22 protein-coding genes are annotated in these 23,285 nt (G+C 56.2%); 3 read left to right on the forward strand and 19 right to left on the reverse strand.

Going from position 1 to position 23,285, the window contains the following annotated elements; translation table 11 throughout:
* Positions 1-109: 109 nt before the first annotated feature.
* The 11 genes from AC6I77_RS15005 to cysG all read right to left on the reverse strand — a co-directional run bounded on the left by AC6I77_RS15005 (position 110) and on the right by cysG (position 9,160).
* Positions 110-736 carry a protein-L-isoaspartate(D-aspartate) O-methyltransferase gene (locus AC6I77_RS15005; RefSeq protein ID WP_003849097.1) on the reverse strand — a complete coding sequence of 209 codons (627 nt, stop codon included), beginning with the start codon at positions 734-736 and terminating at the stop codon, positions 110-112.
* Entirely contained in the window at positions 730-1,491 is a 762-nt protein-coding gene (surE, locus tag AC6I77_RS15010; RefSeq protein WP_182630088.1) for a 5'/3'-nucleotidase SurE, read from the reverse strand. The genes AC6I77_RS15005 and surE overlap by 7 nt, the downstream gene beginning before the upstream one ends.
* Before the next feature lie 190 nt (positions 1,492-1,681).
* On the reverse strand, positions 1,682-2,722 hold the full coding sequence (truD, locus tag AC6I77_RS15015; RefSeq protein WP_008927106.1) for a tRNA pseudouridine(13) synthase TruD: 1,041 nt from the start codon (positions 2,720-2,722) through the stop codon (positions 1,682-1,684).
* Positions 2,719-3,201 carry a 2-C-methyl-D-erythritol 2,4-cyclodiphosphate synthase gene (gene ispF, locus AC6I77_RS15020; protein ID WP_008927107.1) on the reverse strand — a complete coding sequence of 161 codons (483 nt, stop codon included), beginning with the start codon at positions 3,199-3,201 and terminating at the stop codon, positions 2,719-2,721. Before ispF ends, truD begins: the two co-directional genes overlap by 4 nt.
* A complete protein-coding gene (gene ispD, locus AC6I77_RS15025) occupies positions 3,201-3,917 on the reverse strand; it encodes a 2-C-methyl-D-erythritol 4-phosphate cytidylyltransferase (protein WP_497817082.1) in 717 nt (238 codons plus the stop codon). The genes ispF and ispD overlap by 1 nt, the downstream gene beginning before the upstream one ends.
* Before the next feature lie 3 nt (positions 3,918-3,920).
* Positions 3,921-4,238, reverse strand: a complete 318-nt coding sequence (gene ftsB / locus AC6I77_RS15030) for a cell division protein FtsB (protein WP_003849108.1) — start codon at positions 4,236-4,238, stop codon at positions 3,921-3,923.
* 169 nt (positions 4,239-4,407) lie between these two features.
* On the reverse strand, positions 4,408-4,728 hold the full coding sequence (locus AC6I77_RS15035; protein ID WP_003849111.1) for a DUF3561 family protein: 321 nt from the start codon (positions 4,726-4,728) through the stop codon (positions 4,408-4,410).
* 54 nt (positions 4,729-4,782) lie between these two features.
* Positions 4,783-5,388: an adenylyl-sulfate kinase gene (gene cysC, locus AC6I77_RS15040; protein WP_004571202.1), complete on the reverse strand. Its 606-nt coding sequence runs from the start codon at positions 5,386-5,388 to the stop codon at positions 4,783-4,785.
* Positions 5,388-6,815, reverse strand: coding sequence for a sulfate adenylyltransferase subunit CysN (gene cysN, locus AC6I77_RS15045; protein WP_004571203.1), 1,428 nt, complete (start codon positions 6,813-6,815; stop codon positions 5,388-5,390). Before cysN ends, cysC begins: the two co-directional genes overlap by 1 nt.
* 11 nt (positions 6,816-6,826) lie before the next feature.
* Positions 6,827-7,735, reverse strand: a complete 909-nt coding sequence (cysD, locus tag AC6I77_RS15050) for a sulfate adenylyltransferase subunit CysD (RefSeq protein WP_497817083.1) — start codon at positions 7,733-7,735, stop codon at positions 6,827-6,829.
* A gap of 9 nt (positions 7,736-7,744) precedes the next feature.
* Entirely contained in the window at positions 7,745-9,160 is a 1,416-nt protein-coding gene (cysG, locus tag AC6I77_RS15055; RefSeq protein ID WP_039660773.1) for a siroheme synthase CysG, read from the reverse strand.
* 364 nt (positions 9,161-9,524) lie between these two features.
* On the opposite strand from cysG, the gene AC6I77_RS15060 reads away from it, so the two are divergent.
* Together AC6I77_RS15060 and AC6I77_RS15065 are read left to right on the forward strand one after the other, a co-directional pair.
* A complete protein-coding gene (locus AC6I77_RS15060) occupies positions 9,525-10,538 on the forward strand; it encodes an aminopeptidase (RefSeq protein ID WP_497817084.1) in 1,014 nt (337 codons plus the stop codon).
* Positions 10,539-10,547: 9 nt separating this feature from the next.
* The gene (locus tag AC6I77_RS15065; RefSeq protein ID WP_497817085.1) at positions 10,548-10,832 is read left to right on the forward strand and encodes a YciI family protein; all 285 of its coding nucleotides are present in this window, start codon (positions 10,548-10,550) and stop codon (positions 10,830-10,832) included.
* A 60-nt stretch (positions 10,833-10,892) separates the two neighbouring features.
* Here AC6I77_RS15065 and AC6I77_RS15070 read toward each other — a convergent pair whose 3' ends face one another.
* The 3 genes from AC6I77_RS15070 to cysJ are packed head-to-tail and all read right to left on the reverse strand — an operon-like array spanning position 10,893 to position 15,150.
* The gene (locus AC6I77_RS15070) at positions 10,893-11,627 is read right to left on the reverse strand and encodes a phosphoadenylyl-sulfate reductase (RefSeq protein WP_004571209.1); all 735 of its coding nucleotides are present in this window, start codon (positions 11,625-11,627) and stop codon (positions 10,893-10,895) included.
* Positions 11,624-13,345: an assimilatory sulfite reductase (NADPH) hemoprotein subunit gene (cysI, locus tag AC6I77_RS15075; protein WP_004571210.1), complete on the reverse strand. Its 1,722-nt coding sequence runs from the start codon at positions 13,343-13,345 to the stop codon at positions 11,624-11,626. Before cysI ends, AC6I77_RS15070 begins: the two co-directional genes overlap by 4 nt.
* The gene (cysJ, locus tag AC6I77_RS15080; protein WP_497817086.1) at positions 13,345-15,150 is read right to left on the reverse strand and encodes an NADPH-dependent assimilatory sulfite reductase flavoprotein subunit; all 1,806 of its coding nucleotides are present in this window, start codon (positions 15,148-15,150) and stop codon (positions 13,345-13,347) included. Before cysJ ends, cysI begins: the two co-directional genes overlap by 1 nt.
* Positions 15,151-15,448: 298 nt before the next feature.
* Between cysJ and queD the strand changes: the two genes are divergently transcribed.
* Positions 15,449-15,808: a 6-carboxytetrahydropterin synthase QueD gene (queD, locus tag AC6I77_RS15085; RefSeq protein ID WP_004571212.1), complete on the forward strand. Its 360-nt coding sequence runs from the start codon at positions 15,449-15,451 to the stop codon at positions 15,806-15,808.
* Positions 15,809-15,902: 94 nt separating this feature from the next.
* Here queD and queE read toward each other — a convergent pair whose 3' ends face one another.
* The 5 genes from queE to relA form a co-directional block, all read right to left on the reverse strand.
* The gene (gene queE, locus AC6I77_RS15090; RefSeq protein ID WP_033761597.1) at positions 15,903-16,574 is read right to left on the reverse strand and encodes a 7-carboxy-7-deazaguanine synthase QueE; all 672 of its coding nucleotides are present in this window, start codon (positions 16,572-16,574) and stop codon (positions 15,903-15,905) included.
* Between the two features lie 286 nt (positions 16,575-16,860).
* Complete coding sequence (eno, locus tag AC6I77_RS15095; protein ID WP_008927112.1) at positions 16,861-18,156, reverse strand: phosphopyruvate hydratase; 1,296 nt, start codon at positions 18,154-18,156, stop codon at positions 16,861-16,863.
* Between the two features lie 76 nt (positions 18,157-18,232).
* A complete protein-coding gene (gene pyrG, locus AC6I77_RS15100; protein ID WP_003854607.1) occupies positions 18,233-19,870 on the reverse strand; it encodes a glutamine hydrolyzing CTP synthase in 1,638 nt (545 codons plus the stop codon).
* Between the two features lie 230 nt (positions 19,871-20,100).
* Positions 20,101-20,889 carry a nucleoside triphosphate pyrophosphohydrolase gene (gene mazG, locus AC6I77_RS15105; RefSeq protein ID WP_497817087.1) on the reverse strand — a complete coding sequence of 263 codons (789 nt, stop codon included), beginning with the start codon at positions 20,887-20,889 and terminating at the stop codon, positions 20,101-20,103.
* Positions 20,890-21,047: 158 nt separating this feature from the next.
* Positions 21,048-23,279: a GTP diphosphokinase gene (gene relA / locus AC6I77_RS15110; protein ID WP_003854613.1), complete on the reverse strand. Its 2,232-nt coding sequence runs from the start codon at positions 23,277-23,279 to the stop codon at positions 21,048-21,050.
* Positions 23,280-23,285: the final 6 nt, after the last annotated feature.

A 23,285-nucleotide genomic window follows, 5' to 3' on the forward strand; every position in this document is an offset into this window, starting at 1 on the left:
GAATGCTCTGCGTGGCGCGATAATTTCTGCATTTTTGTTGAATAAACTGGATAGTAACAACATCAGGTACGTGGTGCCATGAAACAGTTGTGAAGAAATACGAAGAGCGTCAGGCCAGATCGCCCTGTACCAGCGGAACAAAACGCACCGGCTCGATGATCTCCTCGATAACCTCCTCGCCCTGACGACGCAGCCGCTTGAGTACCTGCTGCTCTTCGCCAACCGGCAGCACCATAATGCCGCCTTCTGCCAGTTGTGCTATCAGCGCAATCGGAATTTCCGGAGGTGCGGCAGTGACAATAATGGCGTCGAACGGCCCCCGTGAAGGCCAGCCCTCCCAGCCATCGCCATGACGGGTAGAGACATTGTGCAGATCCAGCTGCTTCAGGCGGCGTTTAGCCTGCCATTGCAGGCCTTTGATGCGTTCCACTGAATAAACATGGTCCACCAGATGGGCAAGAATCGCCGTCTGGTAACCAGAACCTGTGCCAATCTCCAGCACACGCGAATGCGGATTAAGCCCGAGCAGCGCGGTCATCCGCGCGACCATGTAAGGCTGTGATATCGTCTGACCGGAGCCGATAGGTAAGGCAACATTGTCCCAGGCTTTATGCTCAAACGCCTCGTCGATAAAGCGTTCACGCGGCACCTCGCTAATGGCTTTCAGCAGGTTTTCATCATCAATGCCCTGCTGACGCAGTTGTGACAGCAATGTCTCAATACGCCGATTCACCATGCCAGGTTCACCTCAGCTTTTGCCAGCCAGTCGCTGAGCATGTTCTGCGCGCTGTGCGCCGTTAAATCAACATGCAGCGCGGTGACAGAAACGTAGCCCTGATCAACGGCAGCGAAATCTGTATCCGGGCCTGCATCGAGTTTTTCGCCCGGTGGACCTATCCAGTAGAGGGTATTGCCGCGTGGATCCTGTTGCGCGATCACCTGATCAGCCGGATGGCGACTGCCACAGCGCGTCACGCGGATACCTTTCAGCTCGGAGAGTGGCAGATCGGGGACATTGATATTGAGAATGCGGCCAGTGCGCAGGGGTTCATGCGTCAGCGCCCGGAGAAGCGCGCAGGTCACTGCCGCTGCGGTCGCGTAGTGCTGATGGCCATTGAGCGACACAGCGATTGCAGGCAGGCCAAGATGCCGCCCTTCCATCGCTGCTGCCACCGTACCGGAATAGATCACATCATCGCCCAGATTGGGACCGGCATTAATGCCTGACACCACAATGTCAGGGCGTGGCTGCATCAGCGCATTCACCCCCAGATAGACGCAATCGGTCGGCGTTCCCATCTGAACCGCGATATCGCCGTTTTCATGGGTAAAGGTACGCAGAGGTGTTTCCAGCGTTAATGAGTTAGAGGCACCGCTTCGGTTACGATCGGGGGCAACAACCTGCACGTCAGCAATCTGCCGCAGGGCTTTCGCCAGAGTCTGAATACCCGGTGCATGAATGCCGTCATCGTTGCTGAGCAATATCCGCATTTCGTTCTGACCTTTTTTATTCGACTGGTCGCCGTGACTGAACCTGTTTTAACGGCATGGCAACAGGTGAGGAATGGACAGCGATTTTTGCATTCTAACGAGGCGCGCAAGGAAGTGGTAGGCGTAAATCACACAGCGGTGGGGGTTTGCCGCAACATTACCCACACTGCGGGTAATGTTGCAGCGAAGATTACTCATCAATCTGATCGAGCGAGTCTGCGGAGGTCAGCAGCTCCCGGACCACGCTGGTCGCAAAGCTCCCCGCGGGCAGCCAGAATGTCAGTTCCAGCGTGACGTCATCCCACCAGCGCCACTGCATATCCCGTGGCACCACCAGCATGGCGCGGCGGGCTGCATCGACCTTCTCACGTTCAATGAGGCTCAGCAGCGGCGTATCATTAGCCAGCGTCTGCTGTTCAAACGCCAGCGCATCAGCCTGCGTGCCAGCGTCCCCGCGTCCCGGCAGCGGCGCGGTAATCCGCAGCTCATGGTGATCAACCCGCCGCTGTGAGTCGGCCAGTTCTTCAGGCTGTGCCACAAACCAGCTGCCTCGACCGGTCAGCTGCAATGCATCGCCGTTGAGCACCTGAGTCAGACTGCCCTGCTGCTGCAGACGTGCACTGGTCACCTGATTAAACAGCGCACTGCGCGCGGCAGAGAGCATCAGGCTGCGCTTGTTGCGGTCACGGACAATGATCTCATTGCGCGCCCACTTTTCTGCCATCACCAGGTTATTGCCGCCGCGACCAAAACGCTGCTCACCAAAATAGTTGGGCGCGCCCGCATCGCGGATCTGCGCCAGACGCGCTTCAACCGCATCACGATCGCTGATCTGACGTATGACCAGCCGGAACGCATTTCCGGCCAGTGCGCCGATGCGCAGCTTACGCTTGTGGCGCACCGCCTGCAGAATCTCAACCCCTTCCAGCGTAAAACCGCGCAGGTCGGGCATCGCATTGCCCGGCAGGCGAAAACAGAGGGTCTGTTCCGTCACCGCATGGCGATCTTTCATTCCGGCATAACTCATGTCGCGCGGATGAATACCCAGGTACTTAGCCAGCGCTTCTGCCACAAAACGGGTATTCGCACCTGTTTTACGGATCCGCACCAGCAGATGCTCACCTTCACCATCCGCGCCATAGCCGAGATCTTCAACCACCACGAAATCTTCGGGACTGGCTTTGATCACGCCAGAGGCCACAGGAGTGCCGTGCAGGTAATTCAGACTCATTGGCTGTCAGCTTTCAGGACTAACGCGACCGCTTCACAGGCAATGCCTTCACCGCGCCCGGTAAAGCCGAGTTTCTCGGTGGTGGTCGCTTTGACGTTGACCGCATCCATATGGCAGCCCAGATCTTCTGCGATGTTGATGCGCATCTGTGGCACATGCGGCAGCATTTTCGGTGCCTGAGCAATAATTGTGACGTCGACATTACCGATGCGATAGCCTTTGGCTTCGATACGACGCCAGGCCTCACGCAGCAGGCCGCGGCTGTCCGCCCCTTTAAAGGCCGGATCGGTGTCGGGGAATAACTTGCCGATATCGCCCATCGCCACAGCGCCCAGCAGCGCGTCAGTCAGCGCATGCAGCGCCACATCGCCATCCGAATGGGCGATAAAACCGTGTTCAAATGGGATCCGCACACCGCCAATCACTAACGGACCCTCTCCGCCAAAGGCGTGAACGTCAAAACCGTGACCGATACGCATCATGCGCTCTCCTTTAATTGAATCTGACTCAGATAAAAAGCCGCCAGCGCCAGATCTTCTGGCCGGGTGACTTTGATGTTATCACTGCGTCCGCTGACCAGCAGCGGATGATAGCCGCAATACTCCAGCGCCGATGCTTCATCGGTGATGGTTGCGCCTTCTGTCAGCGCCCGCGTCAGGCAGGCAGTGAGCAGCGCATGCGGGAAAAATTGCGGCGTTAAGGCGTGCCAGAGATCGTCGCGTTCCACGGTATGGGCCACTGCGGCTTTGCCCGGCTCGCCCCGTTTCATGGTGTCGCGCACTGGCGCAGCCAGAATTCCGCCCACGTGGCTCTGTTCACGCACGTTAAGCAGTTTCTGAAGATCGTCGGGATGCAGACAGGGACGCGCAGCATCATGGACCAGCACCCAGGCCGAACCCTGTGCGGCCTGTAATCCGGCCAGCACCGATTCAGCGCGGGTCTCGCCGCCTGTGACCCTGAGCACACGCGGATCGCGTGTCAGCGGCAATGAAGCGAAGTGCTGGTCATCGGGACTGAGGGCGACAATCACCTGTCTGATGGCTGGATGGGAAAACAGACGTGCAATGCTGTGTTCCAGAAGGGTGTGCTGACCAATCGTCAGATACTGCTTCGGACAGGTTGCCTGCATGCGGCTGCCGATTCCGGCAGCGGGCACCACGGCAATCACATCCGCAAGGGAGGCCAGAGTGTTCATGTTTTATCGTTGTAGGTTTTGCGCTGATTGTTGCGCGTTACGTTTGTTCTGGTCAGGCACCAGACGATAGAAGGTCTCACCGGGCTTAATCATGCCCAGTTCATTGCGTGCACGCTCCTCGATCGCTTCCGAGCCGCCATTGAGATCGTCAATTTCGGCAAACAGCTGATCGTTTCGCGATTTAAGTTTGGCATTGTTTGCCTGTTGTACCGCGACATCATCATTGACGCGCGTATAGTCATGGATGCCATTTTTCCCCAGCCACAATGAATATTGCAGCCAGCCAAGCAGCACCAATAACAGTAACGTCAGTTTTCCCATCCCGCCCCCTAAAAACGGCCCAATCATCCCATAACTTTGCACAGGACTCCACACCAGCAGCGAAAATGGCGCGCTTTGCTGCGCCTCTGCGCAATCAGTACCGATTCTGACGGGAAAAGTTTTGTAACCTGCCGATGCGTTTGCACATCAGCACGGACGCCGTTAAGGCTTACCAGCCGGAAAGAAAGGAGAACATTAACCAGAAGAGAGTCACCACCATAATGACTGTGGCGAGGGCGGCCCAAATCCAGTGTCCGCTCAGCAGCGTATTCAGTGCGATGCCCGTGACCACGGCAACCGGCAGCAGCGCCAGAAAGAATGGCCAGGTATAGAGAAAGAAGAACAGCGTGTTAGAGCCGAACAGCAGGAAAGGAAGCGCCAGCGCACACCAGTAAGCGAGTAAGCCGATAACACCGCCCGGCAGCAATGAGCGTGGCTCATCCTGGGAGGAGTCATCTTTACGAGCGAGCATGGGTGTGATGTTCTGCATAGGCATCCTGTTGTTGCGAGGGCGGCAAACCCGAAGCGATTTGCCGCTGTCTCTTCAGGATCTGATGATATCGCGGTCGCGCAGCACGTCTAACAATTGGGCGGCCAGTTTTGTAACCAATTGTTCGCCATCCAGCTGGATTTCCGGGCTGTCGGGCGCTTCATAGACGCTGTCAATACCGGTGAAATTACGCAGTTCACCGGCACGTGCTTTGCGGTATAACCCTTTCGGATCGCGTGCTTCACACACCGCCAGCGGCGTATCGACAAACACTTCGATAAACTGACCCGGCTCCAGCAGGTCGCGCACCATCTGGCGCTCGGCGCGATGCGGTGAAATAAAGGCAGTGAGCACCACGAGCCCGGCATCCACCATCAGTTTCGCCACTTCGCCGACCCGGCGGATATTCTCTTTGCGGTCATCGTCGCTGAAGCCGAGGTCACGACAGAGGCCGTGACGCACATTGTCACCATCCAGCAGATAGGTACTGACGCCAATACGGTGCAGCGCCTGCTCCAGCGCGCCTGCGACTGTGGATTTCCCCGAGCCCGAAAGCCCGGTGAACCACAGCACCACGCCCTGATGGCCATGCTGCTGTTCGCGTGAAGCACGAGTTACCGGATGGTCATGCCACACCACGTTATCATCGTGCTGAGCCATTATTGACCGCCCAGCAGGTCGCGCGCGTTCCAGTGTGGGAAGTGACGGCGCACCAGTGCATTCAGTTCCAGCTCAAACGCGCTGAACTCGCCGGTATTAACCGGAGCGTCATGGTTTGGCTGATGGATCATGCCGGCACCCACGGTCACGTTGGTCAGTCGATCGATAAAGATCATGCCGCCGGTCACCGGATTCTGCTGATAGCTGTCGAGCACCATCGGTTCGTCAAAGGTTAATTCAATGCGACCAATACCGTTTAGCGGCAGCGCATCGACCTGACGTGTCTCCAGCGAGTTAATCTCCACCTGATGCAGGACTTTCTCTACCCGTCCACGGGTTTTCTTACCGGCGATTTTCAGATCATAGCTCTGACCGGCCTGCAGAGGCTGTTCTGCCATCCAGACCACGTCAACGCTGGCAGACTGAACCGCAGCCAGCGTTTCGCTGGCATCAACCAGCAGATCGCCACGACTGATATCAATCTCATCCTGCAGCACCAGGGTGATCGCTTCACCTGCGCCCGCTTCCTGCAGATCGCCATCAAAGGTCACTATGCGGGCAATAGTCGACTCTACGCCAGACGGCAGCACTTTAACGCGCTGGCCCACCTGCACGCTGCCTGACGCCAGGGTACCGGCATAGCCACGGAAATCCAGGTTAGGACGGTTAACATACTGCACCGGGAAACGCATCGGCTGGTGATCCACCACGCGGTTCAGTTCCACTGTTTCCAGGACATCCAGCAGCGTCGGGCCGCTGTACCATGGCATGGTCTGACTGGCGGATGCTACGTTATCCCCTTCCAGCGCCGACATCGGCACAAAGCGGATATCGAGGTCATCCGGTAACTGGCCTGCAAAGTCCAGGTAATCCTGTTTGATCTGCTCGTAGCGCGCCTGATCGTACTCAACCAGATCCATCTTATTAATCGCCACGACCAGATGTTTGATCCCCAGCAGCGTCGAAATAAAGCTGTGACGGCGGGTCTGATCCAGAACGCCTTTACGCGCATCGATCAGCAGAATCGCCAGGTCACAGGTTGATGCACCGGTCGCCATATTGCGGGTGTACTGCTCATGGCCCGGCGTATCGGCGATGATAAATTTACGCTTTTCAGTCGAGAAATAGCGGTAGGCCACATCAATGGTAATGCCCTGCTCACGCTCAGCCTGCAGACCATCCACCAGCAGCGCCAGATCGAGTTTCTCGCCCTGGGTGCCATGACGTTTGCTGTCGTTATGCAGCGATGAAAGCTGATCTTCGTAGATCTGACGGGTGTCATGTAGCAGACGCCCAATCAGGGTACTTTTTCCGTCGTCAACGCTGCCGCAGGTCAGAAAACGCAGCAGGCTCTTATGCTGTTGCGCGGTCAGCCAGGCTTCAACGCCGCCCTGGTCGGCAATCTGTTGTGCAATTACGGTATTCATCTGGCGTCTCCTTAGAAATAACCCTGACGTTTTTTCAGTTCCATCGAACCGGATTGATCGCGGTCGATCATGCGGCCCTGACGCTCACTGGTTGTAGAGACCAGCATCTCTTCGATGATCTCAGGCAGCGTCTGCGCGTCGGACTCTACCGCGCCGGTCAGCGGCCAGCAGCCGAGCGTGCGGAAGCGAACCATCCGTTGGGTGATCTCTTCACCCGGCTGCAGGTTGATGCGATCGTCATCGATCATCATCAGCATGCCATCACGCTCCAGCACCGGACGCGGCGCGGCGAGGTAGAGCGGCACGATCTCGATGTTTTCCAGGAAGATGTACTGCCAGATATCCAGTTCAGTCCAGTTCGACAGCGGGAAGACGCGGATGCTCTCGCCCTTGTTGATCTGGCCGTTGTAGTTGTGCCACAGCTCAGGACGCTGGTTTTTCGGGTCCCAGCGATGGAAGCGGTCGCGGAAAGAGTAGATACGCTCTTTGGCGCGAGACTTCTCTTCATCACGACGTGCGCCGCCAAAGGCCGCATCAAAACCATATTTATTCAGCGCCTGCTTCAGCCCTTCGGTTTTCATGATGTCAGTGTGTTTGGTACTGCCGTGGACAAACGGGTTAATCCCCATCGCCACGCCTTCCGGGTTGCGGTGAACCAGCAACTCTGCGCCCATCGCTTTCACGGTGCGGTCGCGAAACTCGTACATTTCACGGAATTTCCAGCCGGTATCCACATGCAGCAACGGGAACGGCAGCGTGCCAGGATAAAAGGCTTTACGCGCCAGATGCAGCATTACCGAGGAGTCTTTACCGATGGAGTACATCATCACCGGATTGCTGAACTCGGCCGCGACTTCGCGAATGATGTGGATACTCTCCGCCTCCAGCTGACGCAGATGAGTGAGTCGTTTTTGGTCCATGATTTTCCCTCAAGCCAGATTGACAACGGCGGACTCGCGAGCCCCCTGCTGTGCCGAATGTTTAAACCAGGCGAGTTGCCCGTGCAGATTAACCACCTCTCCGATCACCAGTAGCGCCGGAGTAGGTGCCGAGGCGGCCAGCGCCTCAAGTTGTTCTAAGGTGCCGGTCAGCACCTGTTGATCCTGACGGGTGCCGCGACTGATCACCGCCACCGGCGTTGATGGCGCGCGACCATGCTGAATCAGCGCCGCGCTAATGGCAGCCGCTTTAACCGTTCCCATGTAGATCGCCAGCGTCTGACGCGCACGCGCCAGTGATGGCCAGTCAATGTCATCCCCATCGGGACGGCAGTGACCGGTAATAAACATTACGCTCTGCGCGTAATCGCGGTGGGTCAGCGGAATCCCGGCATAGGCCGTTGCACCGGCAGCCGCGGTAACGCCCGGCACCACCTGGAACGGAATGCCTGCCTGCTGAGCCGCCTGCAGCTCTTCGCCGCCACGGCCGAAGATAAAGGGATCGCCGCCCTTGAGGCGGACAACGCGCTTGCCTTTCAGCGCCAGTGAAACCAGCAACTGATTAATCTCTTCCTGCGGCAACGTGTGCGCGCTGGCTCGTTTGCCGACGCAGATGCGGTCGGCATCGCGGCGCACCAGGTCCAGCACCTCTTCACTGACCAGATGGTCGTAAAGCACCACATCCGCTAACTGCATCACCTGCAGGCCGCGCAGCGTCAGCAGGCCGCTGTCGCCCGGTCCGGCACCCACCAGGAAAATCTCGCCCTGACGGGTTGGCTCTTCCTGCAGTTCACGGTCCAGGGTACGTTTCGCCTCTTCGACGTTACCGGCTGACATCTCACTGGCGAACCGGCCATCGAAAGCGCGTTCCCAGAAGCGTCGACGGTCAGACATGCGGCTGAAGCGTGCTTTAACTTTATCGCGCCAGAGTCCGGCCACCTCAGCCATCTGGCCGAGACTGGCAGGCAACAGCGTTTCGATTTTTTCGCGCAGCATACGTGCCAGCACCGGTGCGGTGCCGCTGGAGGAGATCGCCACCACCAGAGGTGAGCGGTCAACAATCGAGGGGAAGATAAAGGTGCATTTTGGCTGGTCATCAACCACGTTAACCAGCTTCTGCCGCGCGTTTGCAGCATCAAAGACCTGGGTGTTGAGATGGTTGTCGTCGGTCGCGGCGATCACCAGGAAAACCCCATCCAGCTGGGCCGGGTCAAATTCAGTCGCCAGCCACTCCAGCTCCTGCTTTTCCAGCAGTGCCTGCAGTTCAGGGCAGAGTTCACGCGAGGCGATCAGAACGCGCGCACGCGCACGGCGCAGTAGTTCAATTTTTCGCGCCGCAATATCTCCACCGCCGACAACCAGAACCGGGCGGCCAGAGAGATCGGCAAAAAGAGGCAAATAGTCCACGTTAACCCTGATGTTTTAACTTTGTATTAACGCGACTATACGTCGCCGGGTTTATGCAGTTGAAATTACGAATTGGAATGAGTAGTTACCGAATGGAATAAAGACTTCGCAAAGCACAGAACAATTTGGTCTTAGCAGATGAAATATAATGGCTTTTTCGTGAACAGGTTCACAGATTCGCCTCTGTGCCTGTAACTGTAAAAGCAGATAAGTGCCAGCAATAAACACGCGTTACCCCATTATGTTAAGGCAGCAACTTATTCCGTTAACCAGGTCGCAGAACAAAGAGGGTATAATACGCGCGGCATGACTGACTCAGGTCCGCATGTTGAATGCCTATCGAATAATGAAAAAAGGACGCATTATGTTTTGTTCCCTCCGCCTGAGGGTAGCGACAGTTTTGTTTAGCGCACTCATTTCCCCGCTGGTTTTAGCCACGCCGACAGGTCAGTTTGCCGAACAGCAGGTCCGGCACATCGCCACTTATTTTCCTGGCCGCATGAGCGGCAGTCCGGCTGAATTGATGGCCACGGACTATCTGCAGCAACAATTTACCGCGCTGGGTTATAAAACCGATACCCGCCAGTTCAACACGGGCTACAAATGGCAGGAAGATGACGGCACGCAGCGCTGGCATAAACTGACGGCAACCTCCGTCATTGCTGCGCGCGCAGGCAGCGTGCCACAGGAGATTCTGATCGTGGCGCACCTGGATACCTGGACGCCGCAAAACAGCAACCAGGTCCATCACAATCTGGGCGGCTTACGCCTGCAGGGTGTTGATGACAATGCGTCAGGTCTTGGCGTGATGCTGGAACTGGCGCAGCAACTGAGTCGCAAACCGCTTCACTATGGCATTCGCTTTGTGGCGCTGAGCGCCGGAGAAGCGGATCTGCACGGCCTGGATGATTATGTTGAGCGAATGAGCACCCGTGAGAAGAAGAACACGCTGCTGGTCATCAATCTGAATAGCCTGATAACCGGCGATCATCTCTATTTCAACAGCGGCATGAACACGCCCCGGGCGGTGCGCAAACAGACCAGCGATCGCGCCCTGCTACTGGCGCGTCAGCAAGGCATTCCCGCTGCCAGTCATCAGCTGAATCGCAAGGACTTCAATGGCCTCAATGCCTTTGACAAGGCAGGCTTTCCGCTGCTGAATGTTACTGCCAGTAACTGGTCGCTGGGTAACAAAGATGGCGCACTACAGCGTCATCGTAGCCCGCACTTTCCTGATGGCGTGACCCGTCATCAGACTGACCTGGATAATCTGAACTATCTCGACCGCTGGCTGCCGGGCCAGATAGCCCTGCGCACCCGCGACAGTATCCGCGTGCTGCTGCCGCTGATCAGCGAACTGACCAATCCCAAAGTGTGAGGATCTGACATGTACGTGGTCTTTCTGAATTACGTTCGTCCGATAGAAGAGGTTGAGGCGCTGCTGGCAGGCCATATTGAATGGCTTGACCGCTATTTTGAGGCAGGCAGTTTTATTGCCGCAGGACGTAAAGATCCACGCACAGGTGGCATGCTGCTGGTCAGGGAGATGGCGCGTGAAGCGCTGGATGCGATCTTAGCGGAAGATCCGTTTGTGACGGTGGCAGAGTATGAGGTGACGAAAGTGAATGTGACCCGTGCAGCGGAGGCGTTTGCCGGATTAAAAGGCGTTTAACTTTCCGCCTGAGCGTCAAGAAGCACTTCTCTCCCTGATTTCAGGGAGAGAAGCTCGGTATTACCCTTCGTGCAGACCACACTCGCGCTTGAGACCGAAGAAGCGTGTCTCTTCTTCTGCCATACCCGGCTCCCACTTGCGGGTGGTGTGGGTATCGCCCACTGAAAGATAGCCTTCATCCCACAGCGGATGGTACTTAAGCTTGTGCTGCTCCAGGTACTGATGAATCTGGCGGTTATCCCAGTCGATAATCGGCAGCAGCTTAAAGACGCCACGCTGTACACCCAGCACCGGCAGATTCGCCCGGCTGCCTGACTGGTCGCGGCGCAGGCCAGCAAACCAGGTCTGCGCGCCCAGGGTTTCGATGGCGCGGTTCATCGGCTCGACTTTGTTAATCTCGTTATATTTCTCAATCCCCTCGACGCCCTGCTCCCACAGTTTGCCGTAACGCGCTTCCTGCCAGGCCGGTGAGGTTTCGGCGCGAAACACTTTGAGGTTGAGATTGAGCTGGTCCGCCAGCTCATCAATAAAACGATAGGTCTCCGGGAACAGATAGCCGGTGTCGGTCAGGATCACCGGAATATCGGGCTGCTGGCGCGTCACCAGGTGCAGCGACACCGCGGCCTGAATACCGAAACTGGAGGAGAGCACATAAGCACCCGGCAGATTCTCCAGCGCCCAGCTGACCCGCTCTTCCGCTGAAGACTTCTCCAGCTGCGCATTGGTCGCGGCCAGCGCCATAGCACGCTGGACTTTGGACATCTCATTCAGTGCTGCGAGGTCGGGCTGACTCATTTTGCTTCCTCCCAAAAATCGCGTGCCGGGTCCAGCACCGGCGCAACAATGCCCGCGCGGATGGTGAAGTCACCAAAGCCTTCTGCGGCCTGGCGCTCGGTGGCCCAGCGTCCCACCAGCTCATCAATCGTGGCGAGAATTTCGCTTTCGTTAATGTTTTCACGGTACATACGGGGAATACGCGTTCCGCTGCGGTTTCCGCCCAGATGCAGGTTGTAGCGGCCTGGCGCTTTACCCACCAGACCCAGCTCAGCCAGCATGGCACGGCCGCAACCGTTCGGACAACCGGTAACGCGTAACACTATGTGCTCATCGCCGACGCCATGCGCGTGCATGATGCCCTCTACTTTGGTCACAAACGCTGGCAGGAAACGTTCGGCTTCTGCCATCGCCAGCGGACAGGTCGGGAACGCGACGCAGGCCATCGAGTTTTCGCGCTGAGGCGTAACCTGATCCATCAGACCATGCTCACGGGCGATCGCTTCGATCTGCGCTTTCTCACTTTCCGGCACGCCTGCCACAATCAGATTCTGGTTGGCGGTCAGACGGAAATCACCCTGATGAATTTTCGCAATTTCAGCGATGCCGCTTTTCAGCGGTCGGCCCGGATAATCGAGCAGACGGCCATTTTCAATAAACAGCGTCAGGTGCCATTTGTTGTCGATGCCTTTGATCCAGCCAATACGATCGCCACGGGTGGTGAACTCATACGGACGAATCGGCTCAAACGTCACACCAGCACGTTTTTCAACTTCCGCTTTAAACGTCTCGACGCCAACGCGTTCCAGGGTGTATTTGGTTTTGGCGTTTTTACGATCGGTACGGTTGCCCCAGTCGCGCTGAGTCGTCACAACCGCCTCGGCCACATCAAGGATCTTCTCTACCGGGAAGTACCCAAACTCGCTGGCGGTGCGCGCGTAAGTCGCTTTGTTACCGTGCTCGATCGACAGGCCGCCGCCCACCAGCAGGTTGAAGCCCACCAGCTTGCCATTCTCAGCGACCGCAACAAAGTTCAGATCGTTGGCGTGCAGATCCACATCGTTGTGCGGCGGAATCACGACTGTGGTTTTGAATTTACGCGGCAGATAGGTTTCACCGAGAATCGGCTCTTCATCAGTGGTTGCGACTTTTTCTTTATCCCACCAGATCTCTGCATAGGCACGGGTGCGCGGCAGCAGATGCTCAGAGAGCTTCTTCGCCCACTCATAGGCTTCCTGATGCAGCTCAGACTCTACCGGGTTCGAGGTACAGAGCACGTTACGGTTTACGTCGTTGGCGGTCGCCAGCGCATCCAGTCCCACTTCATGCAGCATCTGATGCGTTGGCTTGACGTTCTTCTTCAGAATGCCGTGAAACTGGAAGGTCTGACGGTTGGTCAGACGGATGCTGCCGTAAATGGTTTTATCGGTAGCAAATTTGTCGATAGCCAGCCACTGGGTCGGCGTAATGATGCCGCCTGGCAGTCGGCAGCGCAGCATCATTGCGTGACGCGGTTCCAGCTTCTGCTCGGCACGTTCGGCGCGAATGTCGCGATCATCCTGCTGGTACATGCCGTGAAAGCGGATTAGCAGGAAGTTGTCGCCGGTGAAACCGCCGGTCAGACCTTCTTCCAGATCTTCTTTGATGGTGCCGCGCAGATAGTTGCTCTGCTTCTTCAGACGCTCAGCGTCTGTTAATTTGCCTTCGACAACCAGCGGTCCAGGGTGTTTATCGCTCATTAGTAAACGTCTCGCTGATAACGGCGCTCAATGCGCAGCTCACTTAAAAATTCGTCGGCCGTTTCACGATCCATTCCGCCGTGTTCGACCACCACATCCAGCAGTGCCTGCTCGACGTCTTTTGCCATACGGTTCGCATCGCCACAGACATAAAGATGCGCGCCCTCTTCAATCCAGCGCCAGACTTCGGCCCCTTTCGCACGGATCTTATCCTGTACGTAAATCTTCTCTGCCTGATCGCGTGACCAGGCGAGGTCGATATTCGTCATCAGGCCATCCTTCACATATTTCTGCCACTCCACCTGGTAGAGGAAATCGTCGGTGAAGTGCGGATTACCAAAGAATAGCCAGTTTTTACCGCTGGCACCGTCGTTGTCGCGCTGCTGCATAAAGGCGCGGAACGGCGCGATGCCGGTGCCCGGACCAATCATGATCACAGGCGCGTCCGGATTAGCCGGCAGGCGGAAATTGTCGTTGTGTTCGATGAAGACCCGGACCTCGCCCTCTTCTTCGATGCGATCGGCCAGCCAGGTCGAAGCCCCGCCGCCGCGCTGGCGACCTTCAATATCAAAGCGCACCGCACCTACGGTGATGTGTACTTCGGACTCGGTTTCGGCCTGCGAGGAGGCAATAGAGTAGAGTCGCGGCGACAGCGGTCGCAGCAGGCCGGTCAGCTGTTCTGCGGTGAGTTCAGCCGGGGCCAGACGCACCATATCCACAATCGGATAGTGCTGCGCATACTGCTGCAGCCTGGCTTTATCATCCACCAGTGACAGCAGCTCGGCGTTGCGGGACAGTTGGGCATACTGCGCCACGATCTGCGCAGTATTCACCGTCAGCTCGAAATGTTTCTGCAGCGCCTCCGCCAGCGGCAGGGTTTTGCCCTGAACCTCTACTGACTCATCGCCTTTCAGCCAGACCAGCTCCAGCAGCTCGCTGACCAGCGCCGCGTCATTTTCATACCAGACGCCCAGCGCATCGCCAGGCTGGTAGCGGAGACCCGAGTCGCCCAGATCGATTTCGATATGGCGCACATCTTTGTCTGAGTCACGTCCGGTGATTTTCTGATTTACCGCCAGACTGGCGCTGAGCGGAGACTCTTTGCTGTAGGGACTGGTGGTGACTTCGTTGACGCTGCCTGCCGCTGTCGCCGCAGCCTGCGCCGGGGATTCGGTCGGCACGCGCTTTTTCAGAATTTCCGTCAGCGCACTGCGCCAGGCGGAAGCCTGCTCAGCATACTCAACATCCGCATCGACGCGATCCAGCAGACGCTCGCCACCCAGCTCTGCCAGACGGTTGTCAAAATCTTTGCCCGCCTGACTGAAAAATTCGTACGAGGTGTCGCCCAGGCCAAACACCGCAAAGGCTGCACCGGCCATTTTCGGTGCCTTTTTCGACATCAGGAATTTATGCAGTGCCACCGCCTCTTCCGGCGGCTCACCTTCGCCCTGGGTGGAGGTCACTACGACCAGCATTTTTTCCTGGCCAATCTGTTTGAACTTGTAATCACCGGCGTTCACCAGGTTTACGTTGAGCTTCGCGGCCAGCAGGTCATCACGCAACTGCTCAGCCAGACGACGGGCATTGCCAGTCTGGGAGGCAGAAAGCAGCGTAATGGCGGGCACGTCTACCGGAGCGGGTGTACTGCCTGCGACGGCGCTACCTGGCGTCTGTTCTACCCGACCCCAGAAATAGCCGGACAGCCACGCCAGTTGAGTCGGGGAATAATCTGTCGTCGCCGCCTGTAAGCGGGCGAGTTGTTCCGGTGAGAGCGGAAGCATAGAACCAGGTGCCTGAGTCGTCATCGCGTTAAAAATTCCAGTATCAGAAGTCCGGACCGTAAATGGCGGAAGAGTGCGTAGGTTACCGGTCTGTATATTAACGATTAAATACACCTTCGACATATCAAATAACCAAAATGACTAAATGGTTTTCCAGGTAGGCATAATCGTTAAAAGTGGTAAGCAAAGCGGTGATATATCAGTTGATTAGCTGGTTACCGGGAATTAACGCCGCGGGAAACGTATCGGTTTGTGCGGTGCGGGTGCGAAAAAAGCGGTAATCAGGTAGAATTCAGCGGTTTTTTAATGTCTGAGAACCACTATGTCTACCACCTTGTTTAAAGAGTTCCAGTTCGAAGCCGCGCACCATCTACCGAATGTGCCGGCCGGACACAAATGTGGCCGTCTGCACGGTCATTCGTTCCTGGTTCGTCTGGAGATTACCGGCGAAGTGGATGCGCATACCGGCTGGGTTATGGATTTTGCTGAACTGAAGGCGGCGTTTAAGCCCCTCTATAATCGGCTGGATCACTACTATCTGAATGATATTCCTGGCCTGGAAAATCCCACCAGCGAAGTGCTGGCAAAATGGATCTGGGATCAGATGAAGCCAGAACTGCCGCTGTTAAGCGCGGTGATGATCAAAGAAACCTGCACTGCAGGCTGCGTTTACCGCGGCTAAGCCTGTCGGATCGAACCCTTCGATCCGACGCTATTTCCTCTCCGTCCCGCCCTTCACGCTCGTTTCCCCGCGATTAACCACGCAATACGCTTAATCAGGCAATATTCAGGTACTTATGGGTTTGCATCGACAGACGCCAGTTACGTGCAATGCAGGTCTCGATGCAGAGTCGGGTGGCATCATCTTTGCGGCTGATCGGCTGTAACGCGATGATCCGGGCTTTAGTGTCGTCTATTCCTGCCAGCAGCAGATCCAGCGCGTCCACATCACGCTCGCGCGCCACCGGATGCTTGATTTCATCGGCCCGGCTCAGCGCCTGAGGCAGCACATCATAACCGCCGCGCATGTTGACTTTCGGGGAGACGGTCACCCAGGTCTGTTCGGAACAGTGAATCTCGTGCGTTCCGCTGGTCTCAATCTGGCACTGGAAACCGTGCTGTTCCAGCGCAGTCGTTAACGGACGCAGATCGTAAATCGCCGGTTCGCCGCCGGTAATCACCACGTGCCGGGCCGTCCAGCCCTGCTGTGCAATGGCATTCACCAGGGTCGCCGCGTCGGCATCACCCCACGCATCGCTTTCCACTGTCTTGATCAAAATATCGCCCAGCGACGTTTCCCGATCTGTCCGCTTTTCCCAGGTGTGTTTGGTATCGCACCAGCTACAGCCCACCGGGCATCCCTGTAAGCGAATGAAAATGGCAGGCACGCCGGTGTAATAACCTTCGCCCTGCAGTGTCTGGAACATTTCATTGATCGGGTATTGCATTACGGACTCGCTTGAAAAAAACAGGGCGCTGATTATGGCAGATTTGCCGCACAGCTCAATCACGCGTTGTGCCTTTTATCCGCGCAGGACTAAAGCAAAACGTCGCAAGGGAGGGACGTCAGACAGTTAACAGGCTCAAAACGTGGCTGACGGGGATGCTACTTTTATACCTTTGCGATCGGGCCCTGTCATCTGCGTCTGCACACTGTTCCCAACAAAAAGCCCCGCACAAGGCGGGGCTTCAGAGGCCGATGATGTCACTTAGCGCGACATCAACGCACGGTCATTACTGACCTTTAACTTCTTTCAGACCGTTGAATGGCGCTTTAGAACCCAGCGCTTCTTCGATACGGATCAGCTGGTTGTACTTAGCAACACGGTCAGAACGGCTCATTGAACCGGTTTTGATCTGGCCCGCTGCAGTACCTACCGCCAGGTCAGCGATGGTCGCATCTTCGGTTTCGCCTGAACGGTGAGAGATCACGGCAGTGTAGCCTGCGTCTTTCGCCATTTTGATCGCAGCCAGGGTTTCGGTCAGAGAACCGATCTGGTTGAATTTGATCAGAATGGAGTTAGCGATACCTTTATCGATACCTTCTTTCAGGATTTTGGTGTTGGTGACGAACAGATCATCGCCCACCAGCTGGATTTTGTCGCCCAGCACTTTAGTCTGGTAAGCGAAGCCGTCCCAGTCAGATTCGTCCAGGCCATCTTCGATAGAAACGATCGGATACTGTTTAGTCAGATCTTCCAGGAAGTGGGTGAACTCTTCAGAGGTAAACGCTTTACCGCCTTCACCGGCCAGAACATATTTGCCATCTTTGTAGAACTCAGATGCTGCACAGTCCATTGCCAGGGTGATGTCTTTACCCAGCTCATAGCCTGCTGCTTTTACCGCTTCAGCGATAACGGCCAGGGCTTCTGCGTTAGAACCCAGGTTAGGCGCGTAGCCACCTTCGTCACCCACTGCAGTGCTCATGCCTTTGCTTTTCAGCACTTTTGCCAGGTTGTGGAAAACTTCAGAACCCATACGGATGGCTTCTTTCAGGTTTGCTGCACCAACCGGCTGAATCATGAATTCTTGGATGTCGACGTTGTTGTCGGCATGCTCGCCGCCGTTGATGATGTTCATCATTGGCAGTGGCATAGAGTATTTGCCTGGGGTGCCGTTCAGTTCAGCGATGTGCTCATACAGCGGCTGACCTTTAGAGGCTGCAGCAGCTTTAGCCGCTGCCAGTGAAACGGCCAGAATGGCGTTAGCACCGAAGTTAGATTTGTTCTCAGTACCGTCCAGGTCGATCATGATCTTATCGATGTTCGCCTGATCTTTCGCGTCTTTGCCTTTTACCGCTTCAGCAATCGGACCGTTTACTGCAGCAACGGCTTTGGTTACGCCTTTGCCCAGGAAACGTGATTTGTCACCGTCACGCAGTTCCAGCGCTTCGCGTGAACCGGTAGAGGCACCTGATGGCGCAGCGGCCAGGCCAACGAAACCGCCTTCCAGATGCACTTCAGCTTCAACAGTCGGGTTACCACGTGAGTCGATAATTTCGCGACCGATGACTTTTACGATTTTGGACATTACGATTTTCCTCAGTACAAGTTAGTCAATCCTAAGACAGGCAACGCGCGAAAAGTTCGCGCGCTGCCTGTGAAACTTACTTCGCTAAACGCTTCTGATGCTCATGCGCGGCTTTAACAAAGCCGGCAAACAACGGATGGCCGTCGCGTGGGGTCGAGGTAAACTCAGGGTGGAACTGGCAAGCCACAAACCACGGATGGTTCGGGAGTTCGATAATCTCAACCAGTTGATCATCACCCGAGCGACCTGCTACGCGCAGACCGGCTGCTTCAATCTGCTTTAACAGCATATTGTTCACTTCATAGCGGTGGCGATGGCGCTCAACGATGGTGTCAGAGCCGTAGAGCTGGCGAACCTGACTGCCCGGCGTTAACTGACACTGCTGGCTGCCCAGACGCATAGTGCCGCCCAGATCGCTCTGCTCGCTGCGGACTTCGACGTTGCCATCTTCGTCACGCCATTCGGTGATTAATGCCACCACCGGATATTTACAGTCTGGCACAAATTCAGTGGAGTTGGCGCCAGGCATGCCAGCGACATTGCGGGCAAACTCCATCAGCGCGACCTGCATACCCAGGCAGATGCCGAGGTAAGGCACGTTGTTTTCACGTGCGTATTGCGCGGTCATCAGCTTGCCTTCCACGCCACGGTAACCGAAGCCACCTGGAATCAGAATCGCATCCAAATCTTTCAGTAATTCGACACCACGTGACTCAACATCCTGCGAATCGATCAGTTTGATGTTCACAGTGACGCGATTTTTCAGGCCGCCATGTTTCAGCGCTTCGATGACTGACTTGTAGGCATCCGGCAGCTCAACATACTTGCCCACCATACCGATGGTGACTTCACCACCCGGATTGGCTTCTTCGTAAATCACCTGCTCCCACTCAGCCAGGTTGGCTTCCGGTGCATTCAGGTTGAAGCGCTTACAGATATAGTCATCCAGGCCCTGCGACTTCAGCATGCCAGGAATCTTGTAGATGGAATCAACGTCTTTCAGCGAAATAACCGCTTTTTCAGGGACGTTACAGAACAGGGCGATTTTGGCACGTTCATTGGCCGGTACGGCACGGTCAGAACGGCAAATCAGCACATCTGGCTGGATACCAATCGACAGCAGCTCTTTTACAGAGTGCTGAGTCGGTTTCGTTTTCACTTCACCCGCCGCCGCCATATAAGGCACCAGCGTCAGGTGCATATACATCGTGTGTTCGCGGCCCACATCAACGGCCATCTGGCGAATCGCTTCCAGGAACGGCAGTGATTCGATATCCCCTACCGTGCCGCCGATTTCAACCAGCACAACATCATGACCTTCACCGCCTTCAATGATGCGTTCTTTGATGGCGTTGGTAATGTGCGGGATAACCTGAATAGTTGCGCCCAGATAGTCGCCACGGCGTTCTTTGCGCAGGACTTCTGAGTAGATACGGCCAGTGGTGAAGTTGTTACGACGCGACATTTTGGTGCGGATGAAGCGTTCGTAGTGACCCAAATCCAGATCGGTTTCAGCGCCGTCATCAGTGACGAAAACTTCACCGTGCTGTGTCGGGCTCATGGTGCCTGGATCCACGTTAATATACGGGTCCAGCTTCATGATGGTCACGTTCAGACCACGCGCTTCGAGAATGGCTGCGAGGGAGGCTGCGGCAATGCCTTTACCCAGAGAGGAAACGACCCCGCCGGTCACAAAAATATAATTCGTTGTCATGCTGAACCTGAGAGTTTAGGTTTAAAGACGGTGGAATAACCAGGACGGGAAAACAGTATACTGGAAACCGCTATCAGCCACAATTGATGAATCACAGCCATCCTCCAACGCATTGCTGCGTCTTAACATAGCGGATAGCTGCCGATGAAATGTTGATGTGCATCACAAAGTTGCCGCCGCGCTGAATCGAGTAAGCGTAAACGGCGACTTTATGCACAGCGGTGGAATAATCAGCGCTTCTCGTCCTGTTTCACCTGCTGCCAGGCAGCCTCCATTTGCTCCAGTGTGGCGCCCGGCATGCTGAGACCTTGTGCATTGATAATCGCTTCCACTTCACGGAACCGGCGCTCAAACTTGTCATTCGCCTTTTGCAGTGCGGTTTCCGCTTTGCTGCCAAGATGACGCGAGAGGTTAACCGTGGCAAACAGCAGGTCGCCAATCTCCTCTTCCAGCTTCTCGCCATCCACCACGCTCTGCTGCGCCTCGTGCATCACTTCATCAATCTCTTCGTGCACTTTCGCCACCACCGGTCCCAGCGTAGTCCAGTCGAAGCCGACGTTGTGACAGCGCTTCTGAATCTTGTGGGCGCGCATCAATGCGGGCAGCGCTTTGGGGATATCATCCAGCGCGGAATGCTGGGCTTTGTCCGCACGCTCGGCAGTTTTAATCGCTTCCCAGTTTTTCAGCACGTCGCTGCTGGTTTCTGCTGTGGCATCGCCAAAAATATGCGGATGACGTCGCTCCAGCTTGTCGCTAATCGCGTGACAGATATCCTCGAAATTGAAGCGTTCCTGTTCGCTGGCCATCTGCGCATAGAACACCACCTGAAACAGCAGATCGCCCAGTTCGCCGCGCAGGTCTTCAAAATCTTCGCGCTGAATGGCGTCCAGCACTTCGTAAGTCTCTTCCAGGGTATAGGGCGCAATAGTGGCAAAGGTCTGTTCACGATCCCATGGGCAACCATGCTGTGGATCGCGCAGCGTTTTCATTATGCCAAGCAGGCGCTCAATAGCGTTCATTCAGGCGGTTCCTTGATGAATCAGGTGATGGGCAACGATCAGAGAAGCAAGGCGTGTAACCCGGCCGGATGTGGTGAACAGCATCCGGCCGGGTTTCAGGGTGCAGAAAACGCCCGCGCAACCTCCTGTTGCCGGTTGCTTCAGAGCCTGACTGAATATCAGTGCAGGCGGCGGGCGTCAATGATATCAGAGACCTGGTTCAGTCGCGCCAGGACACGTCCCAGAACCTGGTGGTTGTAGATCTCAATATCCATATCGATAGTCGCCAGCTGCTTTTTGGTGTCGCTGCGGCTTGAGACGCCCAGTACATTCACTTTCTCGTTGGCGAGAATGGTGGTGATGTCGCGCAGTAAGCCGCTGCGATCGTTGGCGGTGACACGCACCACCAGCGAGTAACCGCTGGAGTAGCTTTCGCCCCATACCGCATCGACGATACGTTCCGGCGCGTGCGACGTGAGTTCAGCCAGCTGGTCACAGTCCGCGCGGTGAATGGAGATGCCGCGCCCCTGGGTGATGAAGCCGACAATGTCATCCCCCGGAATCGGCTGGCAGCAGCGGGCGATGTGGTGCATCAGATTGCCTACGCCCTCCACGACCACGCGACCACTCTCTTTGCGCGCAGGCTGAGAGTAGGCTTTCTGAGTCAGCTGGCGCAGCGCTTCGCGATCTTCCTCTTCAGCACTCGGCTTGTTCAGCTTCGCCTGCAGGAAGTTAACCATCTGATTCAGACGAATATCGCCGCCGCCAATCGCCGCCAGCAACTCTTCAAGCGAGGTCACGTTATAGCGCGGCAGCAGCAGTTTTTCCGCTTCGCGCAGGCTGATATCAAGCTGATTCAGTTCGTTATCCAGAATCTGCCGTCCGGCGATAATATTCTTGTCGCGATCCTGCTTGCGGAACCAGTTGTGGATCTTCGAGCGTCCACGGCTGGTGGTAATGTAGCCCAGGTTCGGGTTGAGCCAGTCACGGCTCGGGTTCGGCTGTTTCTGGGTAATCACTTCAACCTGGTCGCCCATCTGCAGCTGGTAGGTGAACGGCACGATGCGGCCACCAATTTTTGCGCCGATGCAGCGGTGACCGATGTCACTGTGAATGTGGTAGGCGAAGTCGAGCGGTGTCGAACCTGCGGGTAGATCCACGACGTCGCCTTTTGGCGTAAAGACGTAGACCCGGTCATCAAACACCTGGCTACGGACTTCTTCCAGCAACTCGCCGGAGTCAGCCATCTCTTCCTGCCAGCTGATCAGCTTACGCAGCCAGGCAATGCGCTCTTCGTGACCCGCTGCGCCACGCGCGCTGCTGGAGGTGGGGCCCTCTTTGTACTTCCAGTGTGCCGCAACGCCCAGTTCGGCATCTTCGTGCATCTGTCGGGTACGGATCTGGATCTCCACCGTTTTGCCCTGCGGCCCAAGCACGACGGTATGAATCGACTGGTAGCCGTTGGGCTTGGGGTTGGCCACGTAGTCATCGAACTCGCTGGGCAGATGGCGATAAAGCGTATGTACCGTACCCAGTGCGCCGTAGCAATCCTGCAGGCGGTCGGCGACGATACGCACCGCACGCACATCAAACAGCTCATCAAAGGCCAGCGACTTTTTCTGCATCTTGCGCCAGATGCTGTAGATATGTTTCGGACGACCATAAACTTCGGCGCGCACGCCCTCTTTCGCCATCTCTTTGCGCAGGTTGCTGACAAAATTGTCGATGTACTGCTCACGATCAATTCGCCGCTCATGCAGTAGTTTGGCAATGCGCTTGTATTCGTCGGGATGGAGATAGCGGAAGCAATAATCTTCCAGCTCCCATTTGAGCTGACCGATGCCCAGACGGTTGGCCAGAGGTGCATAGATGTTGGTGCTCTCTTTGGCCGCCAGCACCCGCTCATCTTCCGGCGCATCTTTCATTTCGCGCAGGTTCATGATGCGTTCGGCCAGCTTCAGCACTACGCAGCGGAAATCTTCCACCATTGCCAGCAGCATGCGGCGGACATTATCCACCTGTTCAGAGGCCATGGAGTCGTTGTGAATCGCTTTCAGCTGGCGAATGGCGTCCATGTCACGCACGCCGTGCACCAGCGAGACAATGCCTTTACCGACGGCGGTTTCCAGCTCTTCTTCACTGACCACTTCATCGTTAGCCAGCGGGAAAATCAGCGCTGCACACAGGCTTTCAATATCCATGCTGAGCATTGAGAGGATTTCCACCATCTCGATACCGCGCCACAGAAGCAGCGACTGATCGGGATGGCCCTGCGTCTGCGCTTCGCAGTAGCGCCAGGTCTCGGCAACGCGTTGACATGATTGCGGGTTGGCAATACCGAGACTGGCGATCCACTGGTCGAGGGCGAAATCTCCCTCGGTATTTAAATGCGCACTTCTGACCGCAACCATAACCTC

Source organism: Pantoea sp. X-Soil-ISGK-259, assembly GCF_059730705.1.